At 51.9% G+C, this 17,628-nt stretch carries 24 protein-coding genes; 6 read left to right on the forward strand and 18 right to left on the reverse strand.

All coding sequences use genetic code 11. From position 1 onward, the window contains the following. The first annotated feature begins 494 nt into the window (after nt 1-494). Together LT85_RS24990 and LT85_RS24995 are read left to right on the forward strand one after the other, a co-directional pair. Nucleotides 495-1,043, forward strand: coding sequence for a replication/maintenance protein RepL (locus tag LT85_RS24990; RefSeq protein WP_040126130.1), 549 nt, complete (start codon nt 495-497; stop codon nt 1,041-1,043). 49 nt (nt 1,044-1,092) lie between these two features. Continuing rightward, nucleotides 1,093-1,704: a hypothetical protein gene (locus LT85_RS24995; protein WP_040126131.1), complete on the forward strand. Its 612-nt coding sequence runs from the start codon at nt 1,093-1,095 to the stop codon at nt 1,702-1,704. A gap of 477 nt (nt 1,705-2,181) precedes the next feature. Here the strand turns inward: LT85_RS24995 and LT85_RS25000 are convergent, their stop codons facing one another. Beyond that, complete coding sequence (locus LT85_RS25000) at nt 2,182-2,343, reverse strand: hypothetical protein (protein ID WP_156117693.1); 162 nt, start codon at nt 2,341-2,343, stop codon at nt 2,182-2,184. Nucleotides 2,344-2,671: 328 nt separating this feature from the next. On the opposite strand from LT85_RS25000, the gene LT85_RS25005 reads away from it, so the two are divergent. Further along, nucleotides 2,672-4,468, forward strand: coding sequence for a phage integrase family protein (locus LT85_RS25005; protein WP_052135610.1), 1,797 nt, complete (start codon nt 2,672-2,674; stop codon nt 4,466-4,468). Nucleotides 4,469-4,694: 226 nt separating this feature from the next. Here the strand turns inward: LT85_RS25005 and LT85_RS25010 are convergent, their stop codons facing one another. The 17 genes from LT85_RS25010 to LT85_RS25080 all read right to left on the reverse strand — a co-directional run bounded on the left by LT85_RS25010 (nt 4,695) and on the right by LT85_RS25080 (nt 12,081). Further along, nucleotides 4,695-4,973, reverse strand: a complete 279-nt coding sequence (locus LT85_RS25010) for a hypothetical protein (protein WP_040126133.1) — start codon at nt 4,971-4,973, stop codon at nt 4,695-4,697. After that, a complete protein-coding gene (locus tag LT85_RS25015) occupies nt 4,963-5,454 on the reverse strand; it encodes a hypothetical protein (protein WP_156117694.1) in 492 nt (163 codons plus the stop codon). Before LT85_RS25015 ends, LT85_RS25010 begins: the two co-directional genes overlap by 11 nt. Then, nucleotides 5,451-5,825, reverse strand: a complete 375-nt coding sequence (locus LT85_RS25020; protein ID WP_040126135.1) for a hypothetical protein — start codon at nt 5,823-5,825, stop codon at nt 5,451-5,453. The genes LT85_RS25015 and LT85_RS25020 overlap by 4 nt, the downstream gene beginning before the upstream one ends. A gap of 38 nt (nt 5,826-5,863) precedes the next feature. Beyond that, the gene (locus tag LT85_RS25025; protein WP_040126136.1) at nt 5,864-6,181 is read right to left on the reverse strand and encodes a hypothetical protein; all 318 of its coding nucleotides are present in this window, start codon (nt 6,179-6,181) and stop codon (nt 5,864-5,866) included. Beyond that, nucleotides 6,168-6,488, reverse strand: a complete 321-nt coding sequence (locus LT85_RS26855) for a hypothetical protein (RefSeq protein WP_156117695.1) — start codon at nt 6,486-6,488, stop codon at nt 6,168-6,170. Before LT85_RS26855 ends, LT85_RS25025 begins: the two co-directional genes overlap by 14 nt. Before the next feature lie 15 nt (nt 6,489-6,503). Then, nucleotides 6,504-6,947: a JAB domain-containing protein gene (locus LT85_RS25030; RefSeq protein ID WP_040126137.1), complete on the reverse strand. Its 444-nt coding sequence runs from the start codon at nt 6,945-6,947 to the stop codon at nt 6,504-6,506. Between the two features lie 428 nt (nt 6,948-7,375). Continuing rightward, the gene (locus LT85_RS26305) at nt 7,376-7,570 is read right to left on the reverse strand and encodes a transcriptional regulator (protein WP_081992878.1); all 195 of its coding nucleotides are present in this window, start codon (nt 7,568-7,570) and stop codon (nt 7,376-7,378) included. Nucleotides 7,571-7,606: 36 nt separating this feature from the next. Then, on the reverse strand, nt 7,607-7,801 hold the full coding sequence (locus tag LT85_RS25040) for a hypothetical protein (protein ID WP_040126139.1): 195 nt from the start codon (nt 7,799-7,801) through the stop codon (nt 7,607-7,609). Between the two features lie 48 nt (nt 7,802-7,849). Then, the gene (locus LT85_RS25045) at nt 7,850-8,080 is read right to left on the reverse strand and encodes a hypothetical protein (RefSeq protein ID WP_040126140.1); all 231 of its coding nucleotides are present in this window, start codon (nt 8,078-8,080) and stop codon (nt 7,850-7,852) included. After that, a complete protein-coding gene (locus LT85_RS25050; protein ID WP_040126141.1) occupies nt 8,077-8,505 on the reverse strand; it encodes a hypothetical protein in 429 nt (142 codons plus the stop codon). The genes LT85_RS25045 and LT85_RS25050 overlap by 4 nt, the downstream gene beginning before the upstream one ends. A gap of 213 nt (nt 8,506-8,718) precedes the next feature. Continuing rightward, nucleotides 8,719-8,943 carry a hypothetical protein gene (locus LT85_RS25055; protein ID WP_040126142.1) on the reverse strand — a complete coding sequence of 75 codons (225 nt, stop codon included), beginning with the start codon at nt 8,941-8,943 and terminating at the stop codon, nt 8,719-8,721. Nucleotides 8,944-8,967: 24 nt separating this feature from the next. After that, nucleotides 8,968-9,117, reverse strand: a complete 150-nt coding sequence (locus LT85_RS26860; protein ID WP_156117696.1) for a hypothetical protein — start codon at nt 9,115-9,117, stop codon at nt 8,968-8,970. Between the two features lie 68 nt (nt 9,118-9,185). Beyond that, the gene (locus tag LT85_RS25060) at nt 9,186-9,617 is read right to left on the reverse strand and encodes an antirestriction protein (RefSeq protein WP_040126143.1); all 432 of its coding nucleotides are present in this window, start codon (nt 9,615-9,617) and stop codon (nt 9,186-9,188) included. A gap of 117 nt (nt 9,618-9,734) precedes the next feature. Further along, a complete protein-coding gene (locus tag LT85_RS25065) occupies nt 9,735-10,481 on the reverse strand; it encodes a SprT-like domain-containing protein (RefSeq protein WP_040126144.1) in 747 nt (248 codons plus the stop codon). A 75-nt stretch (nt 10,482-10,556) separates the two neighbouring features. Beyond that, nucleotides 10,557-10,940 carry a hypothetical protein gene (locus LT85_RS25070; RefSeq protein ID WP_052135611.1) on the reverse strand — a complete coding sequence of 128 codons (384 nt, stop codon included), beginning with the start codon at nt 10,938-10,940 and terminating at the stop codon, nt 10,557-10,559. Nucleotides 10,941-10,948: 8 nt separating this feature from the next. After that, nucleotides 10,949-11,668 carry a StbB family protein gene (stbB, locus tag LT85_RS25075; RefSeq protein WP_253273787.1) on the reverse strand — a complete coding sequence of 240 codons (720 nt, stop codon included), beginning with the start codon at nt 11,666-11,668 and terminating at the stop codon, nt 10,949-10,951. Then, nucleotides 11,665-12,081 (reverse strand): hypothetical protein, encoded by a 417-nt coding sequence (locus LT85_RS25080; protein ID WP_040126145.1) that lies wholly within the window; start codon nt 12,079-12,081, stop codon nt 11,665-11,667. The genes stbB and LT85_RS25080 overlap by 4 nt, the downstream gene beginning before the upstream one ends. A gap of 399 nt (nt 12,082-12,480) precedes the next feature. On the opposite strand from LT85_RS25080, the gene LT85_RS25085 reads away from it, so the two are divergent. The 3 genes from LT85_RS25085 to mobF are packed head-to-tail and all read left to right on the forward strand — an operon-like array spanning nt 12,481 to nt 17,587. Continuing rightward, a complete protein-coding gene (locus tag LT85_RS25085) occupies nt 12,481-12,873 on the forward strand; it encodes a hypothetical protein (RefSeq protein ID WP_040126146.1) in 393 nt (130 codons plus the stop codon). Between the two features lie 5 nt (nt 12,874-12,878). Beyond that, complete coding sequence (locus LT85_RS25090; RefSeq protein WP_040126147.1) at nt 12,879-14,435, forward strand: type IV secretion system DNA-binding domain-containing protein; 1,557 nt, start codon at nt 12,879-12,881, stop codon at nt 14,433-14,435. A gap of 2 nt (nt 14,436-14,437) precedes the next feature. After that, nucleotides 14,438-17,587, forward strand: coding sequence for a MobF family relaxase (gene mobF, locus LT85_RS25095; RefSeq protein WP_040126148.1), 3,150 nt, complete (start codon nt 14,438-14,440; stop codon nt 17,585-17,587). Nucleotides 17,588-17,628 lie beyond the last annotated feature (41 nt).

Genomic DNA, 17,628 nt, shown 5'->3' on the forward strand with positions numbered 1-17,628 from the left:
ATTTACCTTGTGCGCCGCATAGCGGTGCAGTCTAGTTATTAAGGGGTTCACAAGCGCGTAGCGCGTCAACCCCGCTTGCGGGGTCTGATTTTGATGTTTCGTAAGGTTTTGGGGTTCCTTGGAGTACTGATTTTGTAGTTGGTCTACCCCGGCCAAAACAGATATTAGAGCGGCGTTTTGAAAACCGGCCGGAAAGCCGCGCCAGTATTGGTAATTGTGTTTTTGATAAGGCTCATCCTATTGAGCTGTATAGAGATCGTCTAGGTGAGCTGTATAGGGATCAGCTAGGTGAGCTGTAGCAATTTTTTGCTATCACTGATGGATTTTCGGGTCAACCCACAATTTTAAATTGCCGGGCAGTGCTGAGTGATCCCTATACAGCTCATGCTTGAGCTAAATTTAGCAAGCCATGAGCTTGATTAGCTCACCGTTTGCATTTATATTATCATCGCATGATCTAAAAACGATCAACAATGAGCTGTATAGGGATCACGATGACCACTGAAAATCCAAGCACAGAAGTGCAGCTGGCCTCAGCGCAAAAAGAACTTGCGCGCTTAAAGCAAGGAGCAATTAACGCGGGCTTCATCCAGGTCAGCAAAATGTATATTGCTGAAATGACGGACCTGGCGCAACGCGCTCCTTCCGCGCACACGGTGCTGTGGACACTCGTTCAGCAAATGAACAAACTCAATGCCGTCATGATTAGCCAGGACTCGCTTTGCAAGTTGACTAAGCTGAGTTCGGCGACCGTCAAACGTGCAGTTTCTTTACTGCGGGAACAGCAGTGGCTTGAGGTTCTAAAAATCGGAACTGCGAATGTCTATAGGGTTAATTCGGATGTGTTCTGGCAAGATCGAGCAGATGGGCGTTGGGCCTCATTCCACGCAAACGTTATTCTCAATTTTGAAGAGCAAGACGAACTGACGAAAAGCCAGCCGCGAGTTAGAACGCGCCATTTGCCGCTTGTTGAGGCCGATGATGCAGTGATGCCAACGGTCCAACCAGAATTAAATTTTCACAACGCGACAATAAGCGAATGAACTTTAAAATCACCTCCCCTGCCCTGCGTCACTCTGAGTTAGACCTCTGATGCATTGGAGAGATCAAAAAGAGTGGACGCCCTGGGACGATAGGGAAATCGCAGGAACGGTCTACTCGTTCAAACATCTGCGATCTTTCGATATGTCGGTAATGAAGGAAGCGCGGGGAGATCTGGCTGAATTCAAGGTTACAGTGCGTGTGGTATTCGACTGTCACGTTGTTACGGAGAAAGCGGATTTCGTGCAAAACGACAGCCACTATTGGCAGGACACCGGTGGCCACGGCCGAAAGTTCGACCCAACCCGTTACGTGTATTCAATGAAGTTACCTACGCTAATTAGCGACCTCCCAAGCGGTAAGGTCAAATGCTATGTCGGCAAGCACATCGGAAAATACAACAATTACATGGTGTGGGACTCGGCCGACGCGCCAGGAAAAGCCCATTACCAGGCGTATTTCGATATTTACAAACCAACCGTCCAGCCCGCAGCAGGTGTGCCACTGCTGATTCTGTACGTGCAAAGCGCGTATCTCAAAGACGAACCATTTGCAAAGCAGCGGGAGCGATTTAAGTCATTTGGACAAATTTGCGCGGAGCTGGCCGGCGCCATCGCGCCGAAATCCAAGGGACCACGTTCAGCGATGAACAGAAAAAAATGATTCTAAAAAGACAGAAGCCTCCGCGAACGGAGGCTTCTGCTGATACGGTCCGATTCCTCTTACCTAGACCTAGCTAGACCATTTCTGGTGGGCGGTTCCTCACATCGGCTTAGGGAACCTCGTTAAATCATGGTTCAATTATAGCATAAGAAGAAAATAAGCAAGCGTGGCCTGGATTGCATGTTGTTTATGTTGCAAAAACGCAATTCCGATCAAGATCCTTATCGCCCGCCGACACTGACAACCAGGTCTACGCCCAGGTGCAGTTAAAGTCAAAACCACGAAGATCAGCCGTTCTTAGGTGCTCCCGCGTCCCTATGGACAAGTCAGGATATGTGGATAACGAAAAGCCGTTACCCACATACCCAAGACTTGACCACAGGGAACCCTCGCGATGTTTGCCTACGGCCTGACGCGCTTCGCTTGCCTCAATTTATATAAAATTCCTCAAACCAACCCCCGGCCTGCAGGCTAGCTTTACCGACCGTTCGCCGGATCTCTGCAACTCGATGCCGGTCCGGATCCTGGCCGGCCGGCTGGCACCAGGTCCACGGCCAGGCGCACCTGGTCGATCAGCTGGCCGGCGCCGCCGCCGGCGGCCGCTCCCTGCAGCTGGTGCCGGATCTCCGATCGGAACAACCAGGGCGAACACCTGGCGCCGGCTGCGCCGGCGCAATCCACTCCTGCAGCTCGATGCCGGTCAGGATCCTGGCCGGCCGGCTGGCACCAGGTTCACGGCCAGGCGTACCCGGTCGAGCAGTTGGCTGGCGCCGCAGCCGGCGGCGGCTCCCTGCAGCTGGTGTCAGATCAATCTCCGATCGGATCCCCGCGAAAGGCGGTTGGCGCCTGCCGGCGGCGCTATCCTTACCTGATAATGTATTATTATCAGGGTAACGTTTATGCTTAATTTGGCGCGTTTTTATCGTATTTCCCGGCAATACTCAGCCCCAGCCGCCCAGGAGACCCCATGGCCCAGCACACCAACGTCGTGCTCCCACCCATCACCTATACCCGAGCCGACTACACGGCGCTGCGCGCCCACTGCCTCAACATCCCGCTGGCCAAGATCGCCGAGCTGTACTACAGCGACGACAGCCCGCAGCGCCAGGCCGGCCTGGAACGCTTTTTACTGGCCATGCGCGCCGACCTGATCGAGCGGGCCATCTCCCACAACCCGGCCTTCGCCGTGTCGCTGCAGGGCGCCCGTAAGGGCGGCGCCATGACCGCGGCCGCCCTGCAGATCCTGATTAAAGCGGCCGATGCACCGCCGGCGCACCCGGCGCCTGGTCAACCCCTGTCGCAGTGGTTCCGGCCGCGCACGGTCGCCGCCCTGCAGAACGAGCAGCTGCGCACCCTGGCCGACCTGGTGGAGCTGGTGCGCCGGCGTGGACCGGGCTGGTGGCGCGGCATCTCGCGCATCGGCGCCGGCCGGGCGGCTGCCATCGTCCGCTGGCTGCAGCGGCACGAACACCGGCTGGGCGCCGTGCCGGCCGGCCGCTACGCCGCCCCGGCGCCAGCGGTCCTGGTAGTGCTGGATCCGGCCCGGCCGACGCAACTGGCGCCGCTGGGCCAGTTCACCGTGCTGGCCGCCCTCGACGGCTCCGCCGGCATCAACCGCGCCGCCCAATTCTGTTTTATTGCGGCCGGCAACGACCTGGAGGCGATCGGCTTCTACCTGGCGCGCTTTGAGGACCAGCCGCACACGCAGCGCGCCTACCGCCGCGAGCTGGAGCGTTTTATGCTGTGGTCCATTCTGATCGCCCGCAAACCGCTGTCGTCGCTGCTGGTGGATGACTGCGAAGCCTATAAGCGCTTCCTGCGGGCGCCGGCGCCGCATTTCATGGGCGTGCGTGCGGCGCGGACCTCCGGCCGCTGGAAACCGTTCGCGCCCGAGCCGCTGCATCCGAAGTCGCAAAAGCAGGCGATCATCATCTTGCGCAACGCCTTTACGTACCTGGTGCGGGTGCGCTACCTGGGCGGCAATCCCTGGGTGGTGGTCAAGGATCCGTCCGTCACCGAGGAAGTTCACGCCATGCAGATCGACCGTGCGCTGACGGTCGCGCAATGGGATTGGCTGATCGCGATCCTGAGCGAATCGGCCGAGGATCCGGCCAACGTCCAGGAGCGGGTAGCGCTGGCGGCCATTCTGCTGCTGGGCGACTCTGGCCTGCGCCGGGAAGAAGCCGCCGGCGCCCTGCGCGCCGGCCTCTCCCGCTGGAACGCAGAGTTGTGGATGCTGCGCGTCCTGGGCAAGCGCAACAAGAAGCGCGACGTGCCGGTCAGCCTGCGCACGGTGGAAGCGTTGCGCCGGCACTGGGACGACCGCCAGGCCGACTTCGATGCCGCCGGCGCCGACCAGCCGTTGCTGCGGCCGGTGTTTGTGCCGCCCACTGCCAGCGCCGCCGCCCGCCATGGTCCCGGCCAGGCCGCGAAAGGCTATACGGCCGATGGCCTGGCCCAGCTGGTGGCCACCGCCGTGCGCCGGATCCGCGCCGAGCTGCAGGGCGGCGGCATCGATGCAGAGGTGTTGGAGCAAGTGCCGGTGGACGCCTTTGACCGAGCGACGCCGCATGCCTTCCGGCATACCTTCGGCACCCTGGCCACCGAGCGCGGTATGCCGCTGGACGTGGTGCAAGCCGTCCTTGGCCACGCCAGCGGCACCACCACCGCGATCTATGTGCGGACGCGCCAAAAACGGATGGCGGAGGAAGCAGCCAAGTATTTTTTAGGGGATGTGGGGGATGGCGACGAACAGAGCGACTAGGAAATGTGGGCGGCGCCAGGTGCGTTATGCCTAGCAAGATCAAAATCGGTTTTTCAGGGGGAAGGGGGTAGTACGTGATGCACTTCTACCCTGCTCGATCGCCAGCGGACTACCCGACTAAAAATCCGCTAGTGACGCTTGAAGCGGCTACCGGCTCTCTCCGAATACCGCAACCTGGAGAAACGGGCAATTAATCCGGACGGATATTTTGCCCTGCGGGCCGTCTTTATTTTTGTCTTTCCTCGCGTATTTCATGTACCGCAGATCTCAGTAAATCTTCGATGGCGTTGATTTGCTCCCCAACTGGCACCGACTCAACATGTGCCAACGCTAGTTTCATCAAGCCCACTACGGAGGAGGGAGAAATCTGCGACTTGTTTGCGCGAAGCGCAGCTACAACAACTCCACTCGCATGCGCCGCGACCTCTGCCGATACGAGAAAATGAATTTTCTGTTCAATTTCAATGGCCGGTTGTACTTTTTTCGGATGACGTTCAGAGGTCATTGTTCGCTTTCTTTTTCCGCGCTGGTTCGGCTGCATACAGAATTTCAATGGCATCTAATAGTTCGCGCAAACGACCCGCTACACGTGGCGTCACGAACAAATCAACCTCATTCTCACGCGCATAGTGAATGCGGTCAGGACCAACGGCCGGCGTCACTTCGCCACCGCTTCCCGTTTCAAAAAGGCGCAGCTCACCAGTCGATTCGTCGCCGAAAGCCCTGTCGAACAGTCCATTGACCGAATCAATGTTGTAGATGTAACCGCGCTCACACCAGTTCTCGGTATCGCGGCACCATATCGCCGCCAATAGTTTTTCTAAGCGCAGGCCAGGTTCAAGACGGCTTGGCGATTCAAAGAAGACAATGCGATCTTGCATGACTCTGCTATCGTCAGCCATAACCACTGGCAAGCTGACGATGGCACGAAACAGAATTCCGCTACCGAGAGATGTAATTGGCCGACTTGGCGGTATGGTTTTCATGCTCTGTTCTCCGGTAAAAGTGTTACTCCATCCGTTACTTCTTTCAACTCCATTTCTTGGCTCTTAGTACCGAATAATTCTTCAAATTGATCCGTTACTATCTTCGTAATTTCCATGCAAGTCCGCGCATTAGGATTATTTAAATCTGGCCGAATTCGACGCGCAAGGTCATTGAGTTGATATCCATAGGCGGCATTATGTGCGCGCCAATCTGGCGACAGATAGCGGTTACGCAGCATGCCGCAGTAGAACATTGATGCGCTAGAGATCGCGTAGTGCAGGAGATCAGAATATTCCAATCCTGCTCGACGAATAATTTTTTTGACCTGCTCTTCGTCCGCGCAATCCGGTATGTTATTTAGCAAGCTCATTTCGTCTCTCAATTCTGAAAATATTCAGCAGATTTTCTTTACTCTTCTTCGTTGCCATCAGCGTCAACATGAATTTCTTCTTTCGACATTTCGACCCAGGCAACAGAATAAGTATAAATCGTATTATTTTTTTTCAAAACAGCAGTCGCCGCACAGCGATACAGTCGATTATTTATTCGCGTAACGGCGCCTATAGAATTTCCTCCGAGCTGATTCATGCAATAAATATTCTCGCGCTCATTGGCGTTCGCAGATGTAACCAGCAAAGTAGATGCCTTATACATCGATAAGCTAAGGACGGCGCCAAAAGCAAGCGCAACAAGATTGCGACGACGACTGCCTTTATTGCTGACCATGCATATCTCCATTTCCGGGCGACTCAACCAGATTAGCCTCAATGAGAAGCAGCCGCCAAACTGCATAAGGCATGTGTTTGTGATTGGGGGATTCAGGAGGGCTAAGCCACTTCCTGACAACCCTTGAATCAACGCCGGCACGTCCCGCTATTTCGGATCCAGTGAGCTCGCCCAATTTACGAATGACGCAGCGAATATCTTGCAACGTTGGCTCACAAAAATCAGGGTCCGTATATTTCAGCAAAGCATATTTGTTCGGATCTTCTGGAAGACCCGAAACAAGATATTGCGCTCTTGTTTCGGACATTTTGATTACTCCTTTTTATAGTTGACCGCTCTGAGCAAACGACATAGTTTTTGTTCCAGCAACGATAAAGTGATCGAGCAAGCGAACATCAATCAATTCCAGTGTCTGTTTAAGCTTCGCGGTCAAATCTTTGTCGGCGCGACTGGCCTCCAATGATCCAGATGGATGATTATGAAAAATGATCGCACTTGCGGCATTATGCTTTAACGCGGATTTCACAACCTCACGCGGATACACTGCAGCCTGTGTCAGGGTTCCAAAAAACATCTCTTCGCATGCAACCACGCCAAGATTTACATCAAGCCAAATAACGCCGAAAATCTCACGCTCTTCAAGAGCCAATTTATGCGTCAAGTATTGAGTTACCACTTCAGGCGAGGAAATTTTCACTACGGCAGTACGCAAGCGGCTTTCTAAAAGCTTAAGTGCTTGCTGAATGATTGTGTCTTCTAGGCTCATCGGTTTCTTCCGGTTATGACCTTGGCGCGATTGCCCGGTCTTCTTTGGGTGGTCTACATTGCTGCATCCCATGTAGAACATTATACATGGCCCAATGGGCCTATGTCAACATTATTTGTTCAATTTATGACTTATTTTTGATGTATTAATGATTACTTTTTGATTGCTTATTGTTTCTTTTTAGATTTCTTATTGATTCCCAAAATCTTTAAAAATCCCCGTGCTCGTGTCAGATCTACGGCTACAGCCATGGCGAACACCTGGCGCCAGCCACGCCGGCGCAACCCATTCCTGCAGCTCGATGCCGGTCCGGATCCTGCCTGCCGGCGCCAGGTCCACGGCCAGGCGCACCTGGTCGAGCAGCTGGCCGGCGCCGCTGCCGGCAGCCGGTGCCGGATCTCCGATCGGAACAACCAGGGCGAACCCATTTATTTTTCCTCTCGCTCTAAAATTTCACCAACAAATTTCCAAACAACATCAGTCATGTGGCGAAAATTCTGCGACTCTGAAGGCTGCAGCCATTTATTCAATGCATGAGTATTTGTTCCGATTCGCGAAGCGAATTGTTCACGCGTCATCCCTAAACGACGCATCGCATCCCGTAAAAATTCTTGCTGCGTCATTGGTTGTTTTTCCTATTTGGAAGAGTTACACCTCTCCTATGATTGACGTTTGTCTTTAGCAAGGAATGCGGTTTCGATCTTTGTTTCCACGAACGCGGTTACTAGAACGATTCCCGCTGCAATAACCCATTTCGCCAGACCATCAGGGCCAAGGGAAAGAACCGAAAGCACGCTGATTATGGACACAACCGTAATAACCAAATTTAATTCTGGAGTTGGTTTGAATTTCATAGCTAATTTTCCTTTAATTTCGTTCCAATAGGGTCATCGTGGTGACTCCTAGCGTGACTTGTACATATCGACCCAGCGCAGAATTTCGTCTAGCTGGTCATCGTTCAGGTGTTTTGCCTGCGCATAAATCACCGATGCGATGGATGCAAGCGATAGTTCGGTGGTAGATCCAGATTCAGCCTGAGCGTCCATCCCTGGCACACCGTCATCAGTCAATACCCGGCGGTCGAATCGGTCAACGAAATCATATGGCGCAATTGGTCGCGAAGCGTTGCTCATAGCGACAATCCCCCGTTATTGAGTGTCGATTTTCTACTCTTACTACCGATAGGGAAAAGCCACCAAAGAAGAAAAGTCAGCGTGAAAAACGCGCCTGCCAAAAAGTGCTTATATCCCGCCGTCAACTCAAGATTCCAACTATATCCCTCGGCAAATCCTCCGCAGATCAATCCAACCACGAGGAAAATAGCCGATATGCCGAAGAAATATTTTTCATGTCTAACTACCGCACACATGACCACGGCCGATGCGAACGCCGCAGCCATTCCTATCATCATCCCGAGATTAAAATTTTCTATAAATTGAAGTGTTACTCCATCTCGATTATTCACGGCGTAGAAAAAGCATAATCCCAGGAGAAGCACACCGACAGTCAAAACCTGGCCATACAAAGTGTAGCTACTGGGTTGCGATTTTTCGTTCATTTCTTACTCCATTTTTAAAATCAAAATCGGTTTTCAGGGGGCGAGGGTGTAATACGTGATGCACTTCTACCCTGCCCGATCGCCAGCGGACTACCCGACTAAAAATCCGCTAGTGACGCTTGAAGCGGCTACCGGCTCTCTCCGAATACCGCAACCTGGAGAAACGGGCAATTAATCCGGACGGATATTTTGCCCTGCGGGCCGTCTTTACGCCTACAGAAATATTTGACGGCCGTTGTGATCGTTGAAGGTAACAGTCTCAAGATCCACAACATGCCAAGTCTCAAAATTAGAGGTAATTTCCAGCTTACCAGATCGCACACGCGCACCGAAAGCGCGGGAGCAAACAGCAGTTGGATAGAACCCTGCAGACGTTTTCATGTGATGTTCATTAAGACGCTTTGCGGCACGTGTCGGGCTGATGTTTTTCGCGGTCATGTTTTCTCCTGGTGAAATAAATTTTTATACAAGATGCACAGGTACAAAAACTTGTTCTCCGCGAACAGCACTAAGAACCATCAGGTGTCCGTCTTCGACATGCCGCAAAAAAGGTGGCAAGCGAAAAAAATCACGGCGAGGCATTTTCAGAGTTGTAAAATCTGTCTTATCCATTTCAAGCTCCACAATAGTTTGTTTTGGTAGAGGTCCGGCAAGGTTGCAGCCCTGCCGGACTTTGCTTTTTAATCGATGGCTGCAAAAATCTTGCCGGCTTCGATGTGTCCATCCAAAAATTCGCGCAGTAAGTGATAGCGATCAATCAGAGCGTCAGCGGCGACCGTGCCATGATTTTTATTGGCCAGCTGACCGAGTGCAAATAGCGTAGCGACGATGCCGGCAGCGTCGGCCGACATGAGGCCGCTGTACCCATTTCCAGATACTTCGATGAGAAGAGAATCCGATAATTTCGGCGCCATGTAGAACCCACCATTGGACAGTTCGTAGTAATGCCAATAGCCGCCGTTATAGGCATCGCACAGCTTATCCAGCCAACGATAAACCAAGAATTCAGCATGCACAAAATGCTGACCAAAGTAAGTTGGCAGGAAATTTAAACGGCGGTCTTCTTCGACCAGGGAGGCGGTAACAGCTTGATTGATTTGAGTGTTATTCATCAGAAATTCTCCGGTTTTTGACCTTGGCGCGATTGCCCGGTCTTCTGGATATGGGCTGCATTTCTGCATCCCATGTAAAACATTATATAGGCCCATTGGGCTTATATCAAACTTTATTTAATCTTTTTCTGTTTTTTTCGGCTTATCCACGAACTCAACATCGCAGTCACCGCACCGAATATGCAGCTCAGGTTTGCCCCATACGTTCACCTCGCAGGCCGGGCATGTGTATTTGATTTTGACTTTCTTTTCAGTGCCAGGCTCAACAGTACTCAAACCTAGTTCAGTAAGTGCAGCAAGGTTTGGAGGATCGTCACCACCCTCGCCCTGGGCCTGGACGGCCGTTAGCGACGCGGGAACCTTCTTAGCGGCCACATCTACCCAGGAAATCATTACGGCCAGCTCAGGGGCCGCACAAACCGTTTGAAATGGACCGGCATCGATGATGTAGTGCGTCATCTGTTGGCCAACCCGGCGGCCGCCAGGCTCACCAGTGTGAGATGGCATTAGACCCACGGACTCCATTTTTGCCGCCCACTCTTTATTGTGGTATCCGCTACGCGTAGGCTTTCCGAAATTCTTCTGCCATTGGTGGACCATTTCATGCACTAGCGTCGAGAGTGTTTTTTCTACCGATCGGAACGCAAAGAATGCCGGGTTCAATGCAATTTCGTCAGCCTTGCCAGATGCATCCCGCCGCACAAATCGCGACTTCGAATAGAAGCCGAAAGTGTTTTGCTTGCGCTGCAGGGTGAACATGCAGCCTGGCAGCTGATTATCAAAAAGCCGTTCATTAAAAAATTTGTAGGCTTTCCGCAACTCGGTGTATATTTCTTCCGTTGGTTCCTGCAGTTCGTTCAGCATTGACCACCTCCAATATTTATGTATCGTACGATACACAGAAAAGATAAGAAAAAGGCGCCATTGCAGCGCCTTTTTTTATACCCCTAGCATCTTCACAACAACCACACCACCAACAGCTCCACCGATCACAGCGATCGCAGCGAAGACGGCTATAAACCGCCAAGCCTTGCGCTCCAGTGACTCGTTGACAGCAACCATTTGCGTCAGGCCAGAGTTAAACTGGCCCGCTATTTTCGAAGCCGCATTCAGGCCGGCATCGGTCAACTTGCGCTCCTGGCCGGAGATCATTGTTTCAAAAGACAAGCGAGAAGCCAGGAAAGCCTTGCCAGCGGCATCTTTAGTCGCTTGCTCTATGGTGGCGCCGAAGTCTTTATCGAACGCCTCAAAACGGCTAATTAGGCCATCTACATCTTGCATCAATTCGGCCAGCAAAGCCTCTCGCGTAGTCGAGATCCCCATTTCACCCCCTACTTGAACAACACTTTGAATACGTCATCCAGATTCTTGTTTGCGGACGTTGCCAGGCGCTTCGCCGAAATCATGCTAATGGCGTAGTCCTTGGTGTCCTCATCTTTTGCCTCGCGCATCATTGCCCGGTAATCGGTTTCATCTGCGACAACCTCAGCAACCGATTTTTTGAGAACGCGAAGGCGATCAAAAATTTCGTTTGAGAACAGCACCGCATCCGGCCGCAGAGTAAATTTTTTCTCTGCTTCATGGAAGCCGCACAACATGCTGAAGTGGCTTGTCAGGTCGTCAGCGTCGTCCAGGGCAACCTTGTTAAACACCACACGAATCTTTTTGGCAGGTACACCGAGGCCAGCCAGTGTTTTGATTGTGTTGATCGTATCAGTTTGTTGTTTCTTCTCGCTGACGACCGGCAGAACAAACCAATCAAACTCTTCGTGCGATCCGGAAAACTGGCCCATCAGTTTTACGAACTCATCGACGTTAGAAGCGCCGATATCGACAATTGCAGAATCAAGCCGCATCATTTCTTCTTGCAGACTGCCGAAGTCTTTACCCTTCAATGTTTCTGTAGCTGCGTTATCGCCGCCGCCTGCATTGATAGTTTCAACGGCAAATTCCGGCGCATTCATGCGAGGGGCGAAAAGTTGCTTGGCCAGGGTTGACTTACCAACGTTCCCGGAAAAATTGATGATCGCGATTTTAGATTTCATATTCATTTTTTCACTTTCCTTGATTGTTTAGCAATACGTTCGTAGTTGAGGATATCGGCCGCTTCTTGATCCGGATCCGGCTTCATTAGGTTCGATAGGTGTTGCATCGAAACTGGCTCACCTGGTGAATTTTCAGCCGCGCTTTCAGGTTGTCCAGTTTCAGTTTCAGCTGTTCCAACAGATGGTTTTTTAGAAACTGTAACTGTCTTTACGTTCTCTTTCCGAAATCGATACACGTACGTTTTGAACGTCGCAAGATCGAACTCTAGCCCTCCAATTTTTAATGCTTCCAGTACATCTTTGAATTGCACCCCTTCAGCCAATTTCCGTTCGATCTCAGGCATCAGGCTACGAAGTTTTGCAGCCTTTGTAGTGGGTTGCATTTCGCTAATTGCTTGCTTTACGGTTGATTTTTCCATCGCCTCCTCTACGTTAATTTGGGACTGGATGGATAATACATTCTTTCATCGAATTTTGTCTACTTTTTGTTCACCTGTTGTTTTCTTTTAACTTACCTATAGCGTGCTTTCTGCATAAAAACTGTTCTTTTTTTGTTAGCCTTCTGTTGCCTTATCGCTTACGGCCTTCGGCCTAAGTCGATTGCACTCACTCAAACCTAGATTTTTTGCTCCTTAACCCGAGCAAAAAACCAATACACATTACGCACCCCCTGCGGGGGGGCAAAATCAACGTAAAATAAGGCTTTACCACGGATGGCGCGAAATTTGTTAGCATACAAATGTATGACAAATCTCTTTTAAAGCCTTATATAGTCTCAAAAATCTGTATTACATTTGTAATACAAAGGAGTTTTTTAAATGGCAGACGAAAAACCACTCTCAGTACGCTATAGCGCCGATGAGAAAAACCGACTTGAACAAGCCGCAGCGCTGGCTGGTTATAAGAAGCTAGGTCCGTATATTCGAGACAAGTCACTCGACAAAATCGGCCACCAGAGCGGCGGTCGGGATAGTCTAGAAATGTGGGCAGAAAGACAAGAAATAACAGGGCGATTAGCTGAGATTGAGGCCACTCAAAAAGCCGCAAATGCCATGCTAACGACCTTGGTTTACTTGGTTCATCGGAAAGCTACGGCCGGCGAAATAAGTGATTTACGTGCCGCCGTGGAATACGCAGGACTGTCTTCAAATGTCCTGGACAAGATCGCGCCGGACATTGGCAAGCTCATCAAACAATTACAAGCGGAGTAATTAAGATGCAAAAATTAGAAGTCGAAAATGCAACTATGTTCTTCGGCGTTAGCTTGCCGATTGCCGGCTGGATAGCTGGAACTTATGTCGGCGGCATTCCTCTTTCGCCATTTCCAGCGGCAGCTACGGCAGCTTTACAAGCTACTACGCACAATCCATTTATTGCCGGCGGCGTTGTTGCTGGCGCCTGTTTAGCGGTCAGTGCTGCATACCTATTAAATGAATATGGCGATGACGGATACCGAGGCGCCCCCTACAAAAGATGGTTACGCGGGTCTAAGTTGGCGAACTGGCATACCGTCAAAGGCAAGGTCAACACCGTCAACCGTCAAGAAAACGGCCGCAGGAAGCGTGACAAAAAGCCAAAACTTGAACCGATAATGATTGGCAATTTACCAATGCCGATACATCTGGAAAACCGCAATACCATGATCTGCGCATCTGTTGGCTCGGGTAAATCCGTGACCATGGAAGGCATGATTGCGTCGGCGCTGAAGCGTCGGGACAAGATGGCAGTGATCGACCCGAACGGAACTTTTTACTCGAAATTCAGTTTCCCAGGGGACATTCTCATCAACCCGTATGATTCTCGCTCGGTAGGCTGGACGCTGTTTAATGAGATCCGGGGTATTCACGATTTCGACCGTATGGCGAAAAGCGTCATCCCGCCGCAAATCGATTCGGAGTCAGAACAGTGGTGCGCATACAGCCGCGATGTGCTGGCCGACACAATGCGCAAGCTAGTGGAAACCGGCAATCCCGACCAGGACACCCTAGTCAATCTCCTGGTGCGAGAAGACGGCGACGTTATCAAGGCTTTTCTTGCGAATACTGATTCGCAAGGCTATTTCCGAGAGAACGCGGAAAAGGCCGTTGCCAGCATCCAGTTCATGCTCAATAAATACGTACGGCCGCTGCGTTCAATGACCAAGGGGGATTTTTCCATCTTGCAATGGGTTCAAAACCCCAATTCCGGCAATCTCTTTATCACCTGGCGCGAAGACATGCGCTCGGCTCAAAGGCCATTAGTCGCAACCTGGATAGACACCATTTGCGCCACGATCCTGAGCTATGAGCCAACTTCGTCCACCGTTGACACGCCGCTATGGCTATTCCTAGATGAAGTGGAATCCCTTGGAAAACTCGAATCATTCGTCCCAGCAACCACCAAGGGACGGAAGCATGGTCTGCGGATCGTCGGCAGCATTCAGGACTGGGCGCAACTTGAGGAAATGTATGGCAAGGAGGCAGCGAGAACGTTGCTCTCATGCTTCCGTAACTACATTATTTTCGGCGCCTCTAATGCGCTCAACGCCGAAAAAGCCAGCGAGATCCTGGGTAAGCAGCAAGTAGAGCGCTTGAACATCACCAGAACATCGAATGGCACAACCCGCAGCACTGTCACCAGCCTGCCGGAACCCGTAGTTATGGACTCTGAGATCTCGAATCTAAACGACCTCACTGGCTATGTCATGTTTGCCGAAGATTTTCCAATCACTAAAATCACCATGCCATATGTAGATTATCCGCATCGTGCTGAAGGCGTTGTTTTAAAAGGCTAGTCATGCTCAACGTTACACCTATACGCGGCAACAACCAGTACGCTGCAGCTCATTATTTTTCGGCGGCTGACGATTACTACGGCAAAGATAGTCCTGGCGAATGGCAAGGGAAGGGCGCGCAAACATTGGGGCTTACCGGCTCGGTAGAGCATGGGGAGTTGTCCAGGTTGCTTAATGGCGAACTGCCAAACGGCGAACGAATTCAAACGACATTTGACCCTGCCGACAAGAAAAAGCGCATGGCATTAGACCTGACATTTTCGGCGCCAAAGTCAGTATCTATGCAAGCGCTTGTCGCCGGCGACCGCGCTGTCACCGACGCACACGATAAAGCGGTCCGTCGCGCCGTTGACCAGGTTGAAAAACTGGCAGAAGCCAGGAAAAAAATCAATGGCAAGAGCACCCGCGAACGCACCGGCAATATGGTTGTTGGGAAATTTCGCCATGAAATGAGCCGCGCCAAAGATCCCCAGCTCCATACGCATGCCGTCGTGTTGAACATGACGCAGCGTTCGGATGGTGCATGGCGGGCCGTATCAAACGAAGACATATTTCGTGTACAGCATCAGATCGACGCCATCTATAAAGCGGAGCTGGCGAAAGAGCTGCAGGGCATCGGCTACGAAATCCGGTTAGTAGACGATAAGGGCAGTTTCGAGCTGGCGCATATCACCCGCGACCAGATCGAGGCATTTTCTGCGCGTGGCCTGGTGATCGAGGAAGCGTTAGCCAATGAAGGCAAGACCAGGGCGACAGCCACCGCGTTAGAAAAGCAAATCATCTCATTGGCGACCAGGCCACGCAAAGACGAGAGGGACCGAGAATTAGTCAAGCAATATTGGGTTGAGAAAAGTCGTGAGCTGAACATTGACTATGGCCCACGATCGCACCTCGACGGCAGGAGTTACGAGCCGACCGAGAGCGGTAAAAAAACTGGCGGCCGCGATACAGACTCGGCAACCGACATGACGCCAGCGTCGGCCACCGACCGCGGCTTCGAATACGACGAAGATTCCGATAGCATCCATACAGGCGCGTCTGATGGCAAAGCAAGTCCGGAGAAGTCAGCAGGAAGAAACAACGGCAAAAACTATGAGCCAGGCGACAGCAGTAGTGGCCGAGATATTAAAACGCTGCCGGCCAGCATTACGCCAGCACAGGCGGTTGTGCAGTACGCGATCAATCATTTAACCGAACGCGAAGCTGTTGTAAAAGAAAGTGCATTGATGACGGCCGCCACGCGCCGAGCAGTGGGTCTAGCTGGGTCCGAAGAAATCAAGGTTGAGATAAACCGTTTAATCAAGCAAGGGACGTTGATCGAAGCTGTTCCAGCCTATCAAATTGCCGACAGCAAAAGCGGAACCGCTTTATCTGTAGAGGGCTGGAAGTCGTACCTGCAGGAGATCAAGGGCTGGACGAAGGCGCAAACCACGATGTACGTAAATAACGCCGTCAAGCAAGGATCATTGGTGCCGGCCGAGAAGCGCTATACAACACAAAAAGCGCTAAAACGAGAAAAAGCAATTCTGGCCATTGAGCGTACTGGCCGCAATGCCGTGGCTCCAATATTAGCGGCAGCTGAAGTGCAGAAAGCACTTGCGAACTCCACCTTGAACGCCGGCCAACGTTCCGCAGTGGAGGCCATAGTCAGCAGTACAAATCGCTTTGTCGGGATCCAGGGCGATGCCGGCACAGGTAAGACCTACACCGTACAACGGGCGGTTGACCTCATCAAGCAGACAAATGAATTATCTGCAGAGGAGGGCGCTGGCTTTCGCACGGTCGCTTTGGCGCCATATGGCAACCAGGTCAAAGCCTTGAAAAACGAAGGCTTGGAAGCGCATACGCTTGCCAGTTTTCTCAACACAAAAAACAAACCGATTAACGACAAGACCGTCATCGTTTTGGATGAATCTGGCGTAGTAGGATCGCGGCAAATGGAACAGCTTATGCGCGTAGTCGAGAAGCACGGCGCTCGGATGGTCTTATTGGGCGACACCAAACAAACAGAAGCGATTGAAGCCGGAAAACCTTTTGCCCAACTTCAAAACGGCGGTATGCATACTGCTCGAATCAGTGAGATTCAACGACAAAAAGACCCTGAGCTAAAACTCGCCGTTGAACATGCTACTGAGGGACGGGTAGGGCAATCGTTGAGCCACATCAAACACATTGAAGAATTGCCGGACGCCACAGACAGACACCGGGCAATTGTCAATGACTATATCAAACTCACCGAACCAGAACGGCGGGAAACGTTGATCGTTGCCGGCACCAACGAAGCCAGGCGCGAAATCAATGAGATGGTGCGCGAATCGCTGGATCTGAAAGGGAAGGGGAGGGAGTTCGAGACTCTAACGCGAGTGGATATGACACAAGCGCAGCGCCGCTTTGCACCTAGCTACGCACCAGGTGTCGTAATTCAGCCCGATAAAGACTATCCAAAATTTGGCTTGGTTCGCGGAGAGACATATACGGTCAAGGAAGCAATGCCTGGCAACATGCTCATCGTTCAGCGGCAGGATGGTACAACGACCGAAATCAACCCGCGCAAGACAACGCAATTGAGCGTGTACAACCTTGAGCGCCCCGAGCTAGCCGTAGGTGACACTATCCGAATCAATCGAAATACGCCTAGCTTGGATCTCACAAACGGCGATCGCATGCGCGTAGCTGGAATTGTTGGGGGTGCAGTACACCTTGATTCTATCGAACAAAAAGATGGCCGCCCGGTCCGCTCTCTCGATCTCCCAGCCAGCAAACCTTTGCACCTGGAACATGCATACGCATCGACGGTGCACAGCTCGCAAGGATTGACCAACGACAGGGCGATGATTGCTCTGGACACCGCCAGCCGCACTACGTCGCTAAATCTATACTACGTGGCGATCAGCCGCGCTAAGCATGAGGCGAGGGTATATACCAACTCAGTAGCCGGGCTACCCGCTGCTATCGCTAGGCGCTTCGATAAGACAACTGCGCTTTCCATTCAGAAAGAAAGAACAATACAACGGCAAGCACAAGGATTGCAGCCCATTGGCGCTGCGAATGGCAAGCAGTCAATACAGCACAAGCAAGTCGACAAAAAACAGCTTCAAACGCCGCCTACAGAGAAAAAAACAAAGAAATTTGGGGAGCTTGGCAACCCGTAGAGAAAACACCAGGTGCCGGCGCAGCCCACTCCTGCAGCTTG

Origin of the sequence: Collimonas arenae (genome assembly GCF_000786695.1) — a bacterium.
Lineage (GTDB): Bacteria > Pseudomonadota > Gammaproteobacteria > Burkholderiales > Burkholderiaceae_D > Collimonas > Collimonas arenae_A.

What these genes read in the sequence shown, in the direction of transcription:
- LT85_RS24990 (WP_040126130.1), top strand. Translation starts at nt 495, where the DNA reads ATGACCACTGAAAATCCAAGCACAGAAGTGCAGCTGGCCTCAGCGCAA.
- LT85_RS24995 (WP_040126131.1), top strand. Translation starts at nt 1,093, where the DNA reads ATGCATTGGAGAGATCAAAAAGAGTGGACGCCCTGGGACGATAGGGAA.
- LT85_RS25005 (WP_052135610.1), top strand. Translation starts at nt 2,672, where the DNA reads ATGGCCCAGCACACCAACGTCGTGCTCCCACCCATCACCTATACCCGA.
- LT85_RS25010 (WP_040126133.1), bottom strand. Translation starts at nt 4,973, where the DNA reads ATGACCTCTGAACGTCATCCGAAAAAAGTACAACCGGCCATTGAAATT.
- LT85_RS25015 (WP_156117694.1), bottom strand. Translation starts at nt 5,454, where the DNA reads ATGAAAACCATACCGCCAAGTCGGCCAATTACATCTCTCGGTAGCGGA.
- LT85_RS25020 (WP_040126135.1), bottom strand. Translation starts at nt 5,825, where the DNA reads ATGAGCTTGCTAAATAACATACCGGATTGCGCGGACGAAGAGCAGGTC.
- LT85_RS25025 (WP_040126136.1), bottom strand. Translation starts at nt 6,181, where the DNA reads ATGGTCAGCAATAAAGGCAGTCGTCGTCGCAATCTTGTTGCGCTTGCT.
- LT85_RS26855 (WP_156117695.1), bottom strand. Translation starts at nt 6,488, where the DNA reads ATGTCCGAAACAAGAGCGCAATATCTTGTTTCGGGTCTTCCAGAAGAT.
- LT85_RS25030 (WP_040126137.1), bottom strand. Translation starts at nt 6,947, where the DNA reads ATGAGCCTAGAAGACACAATCATTCAGCAAGCACTTAAGCTTTTAGAA.
- LT85_RS26305 (WP_081992878.1), bottom strand. Translation starts at nt 7,570, where the DNA reads ATGACGCAGCAAGAATTTTTACGGGATGCGATGCGTCGTTTAGGGATG.
- LT85_RS25040 (WP_040126139.1), bottom strand. Translation starts at nt 7,801, where the DNA reads ATGAAATTCAAACCAACTCCAGAATTAAATTTGGTTATTACGGTTGTG.
- LT85_RS25045 (WP_040126140.1), bottom strand. Translation starts at nt 8,080, where the DNA reads ATGAGCAACGCTTCGCGACCAATTGCGCCATATGATTTCGTTGACCGA.
- LT85_RS25050 (WP_040126141.1), bottom strand. Translation starts at nt 8,505, where the DNA reads ATGAACGAAAAATCGCAACCCAGTAGCTACACTTTGTATGGCCAGGTT.
- LT85_RS25055 (WP_040126142.1), bottom strand. Translation starts at nt 8,943, where the DNA reads ATGACCGCGAAAAACATCAGCCCGACACGTGCCGCAAAGCGTCTTAAT.
- LT85_RS26860 (WP_156117696.1), bottom strand. Translation starts at nt 9,117, where the DNA reads ATGGATAAGACAGATTTTACAACTCTGAAAATGCCTCGCCGTGATTTT.
- LT85_RS25060 (WP_040126143.1), bottom strand. Translation starts at nt 9,617, where the DNA reads ATGAATAACACTCAAATCAATCAAGCTGTTACCGCCTCCCTGGTCGAA.
- LT85_RS25065 (WP_040126144.1), bottom strand. Translation starts at nt 10,481, where the DNA reads ATGCTGAACGAACTGCAGGAACCAACGGAAGAAATATACACCGAGTTG.
- LT85_RS25070 (WP_052135611.1), bottom strand. Translation starts at nt 10,940, where the DNA reads ATGGGGATCTCGACTACGCGAGAGGCTTTGCTGGCCGAATTGATGCAA.
- stbB (WP_253273787.1), bottom strand. Translation starts at nt 11,668, where the DNA reads ATGAATATGAAATCTAAAATCGCGATCATCAATTTTTCCGGGAACGTT.
- LT85_RS25080 (WP_040126145.1), bottom strand. Translation starts at nt 12,081, where the DNA reads ATGGAAAAATCAACCGTAAAGCAAGCAATTAGCGAAATGCAACCCACT.
- LT85_RS25085 (WP_040126146.1), top strand. Translation starts at nt 12,481, where the DNA reads ATGGCAGACGAAAAACCACTCTCAGTACGCTATAGCGCCGATGAGAAA.
- LT85_RS25090 (WP_040126147.1), top strand. Translation starts at nt 12,879, where the DNA reads ATGCAAAAATTAGAAGTCGAAAATGCAACTATGTTCTTCGGCGTTAGC.
- mobF (WP_040126148.1), top strand. Translation starts at nt 14,438, where the DNA reads ATGCTCAACGTTACACCTATACGCGGCAACAACCAGTACGCTGCAGCT.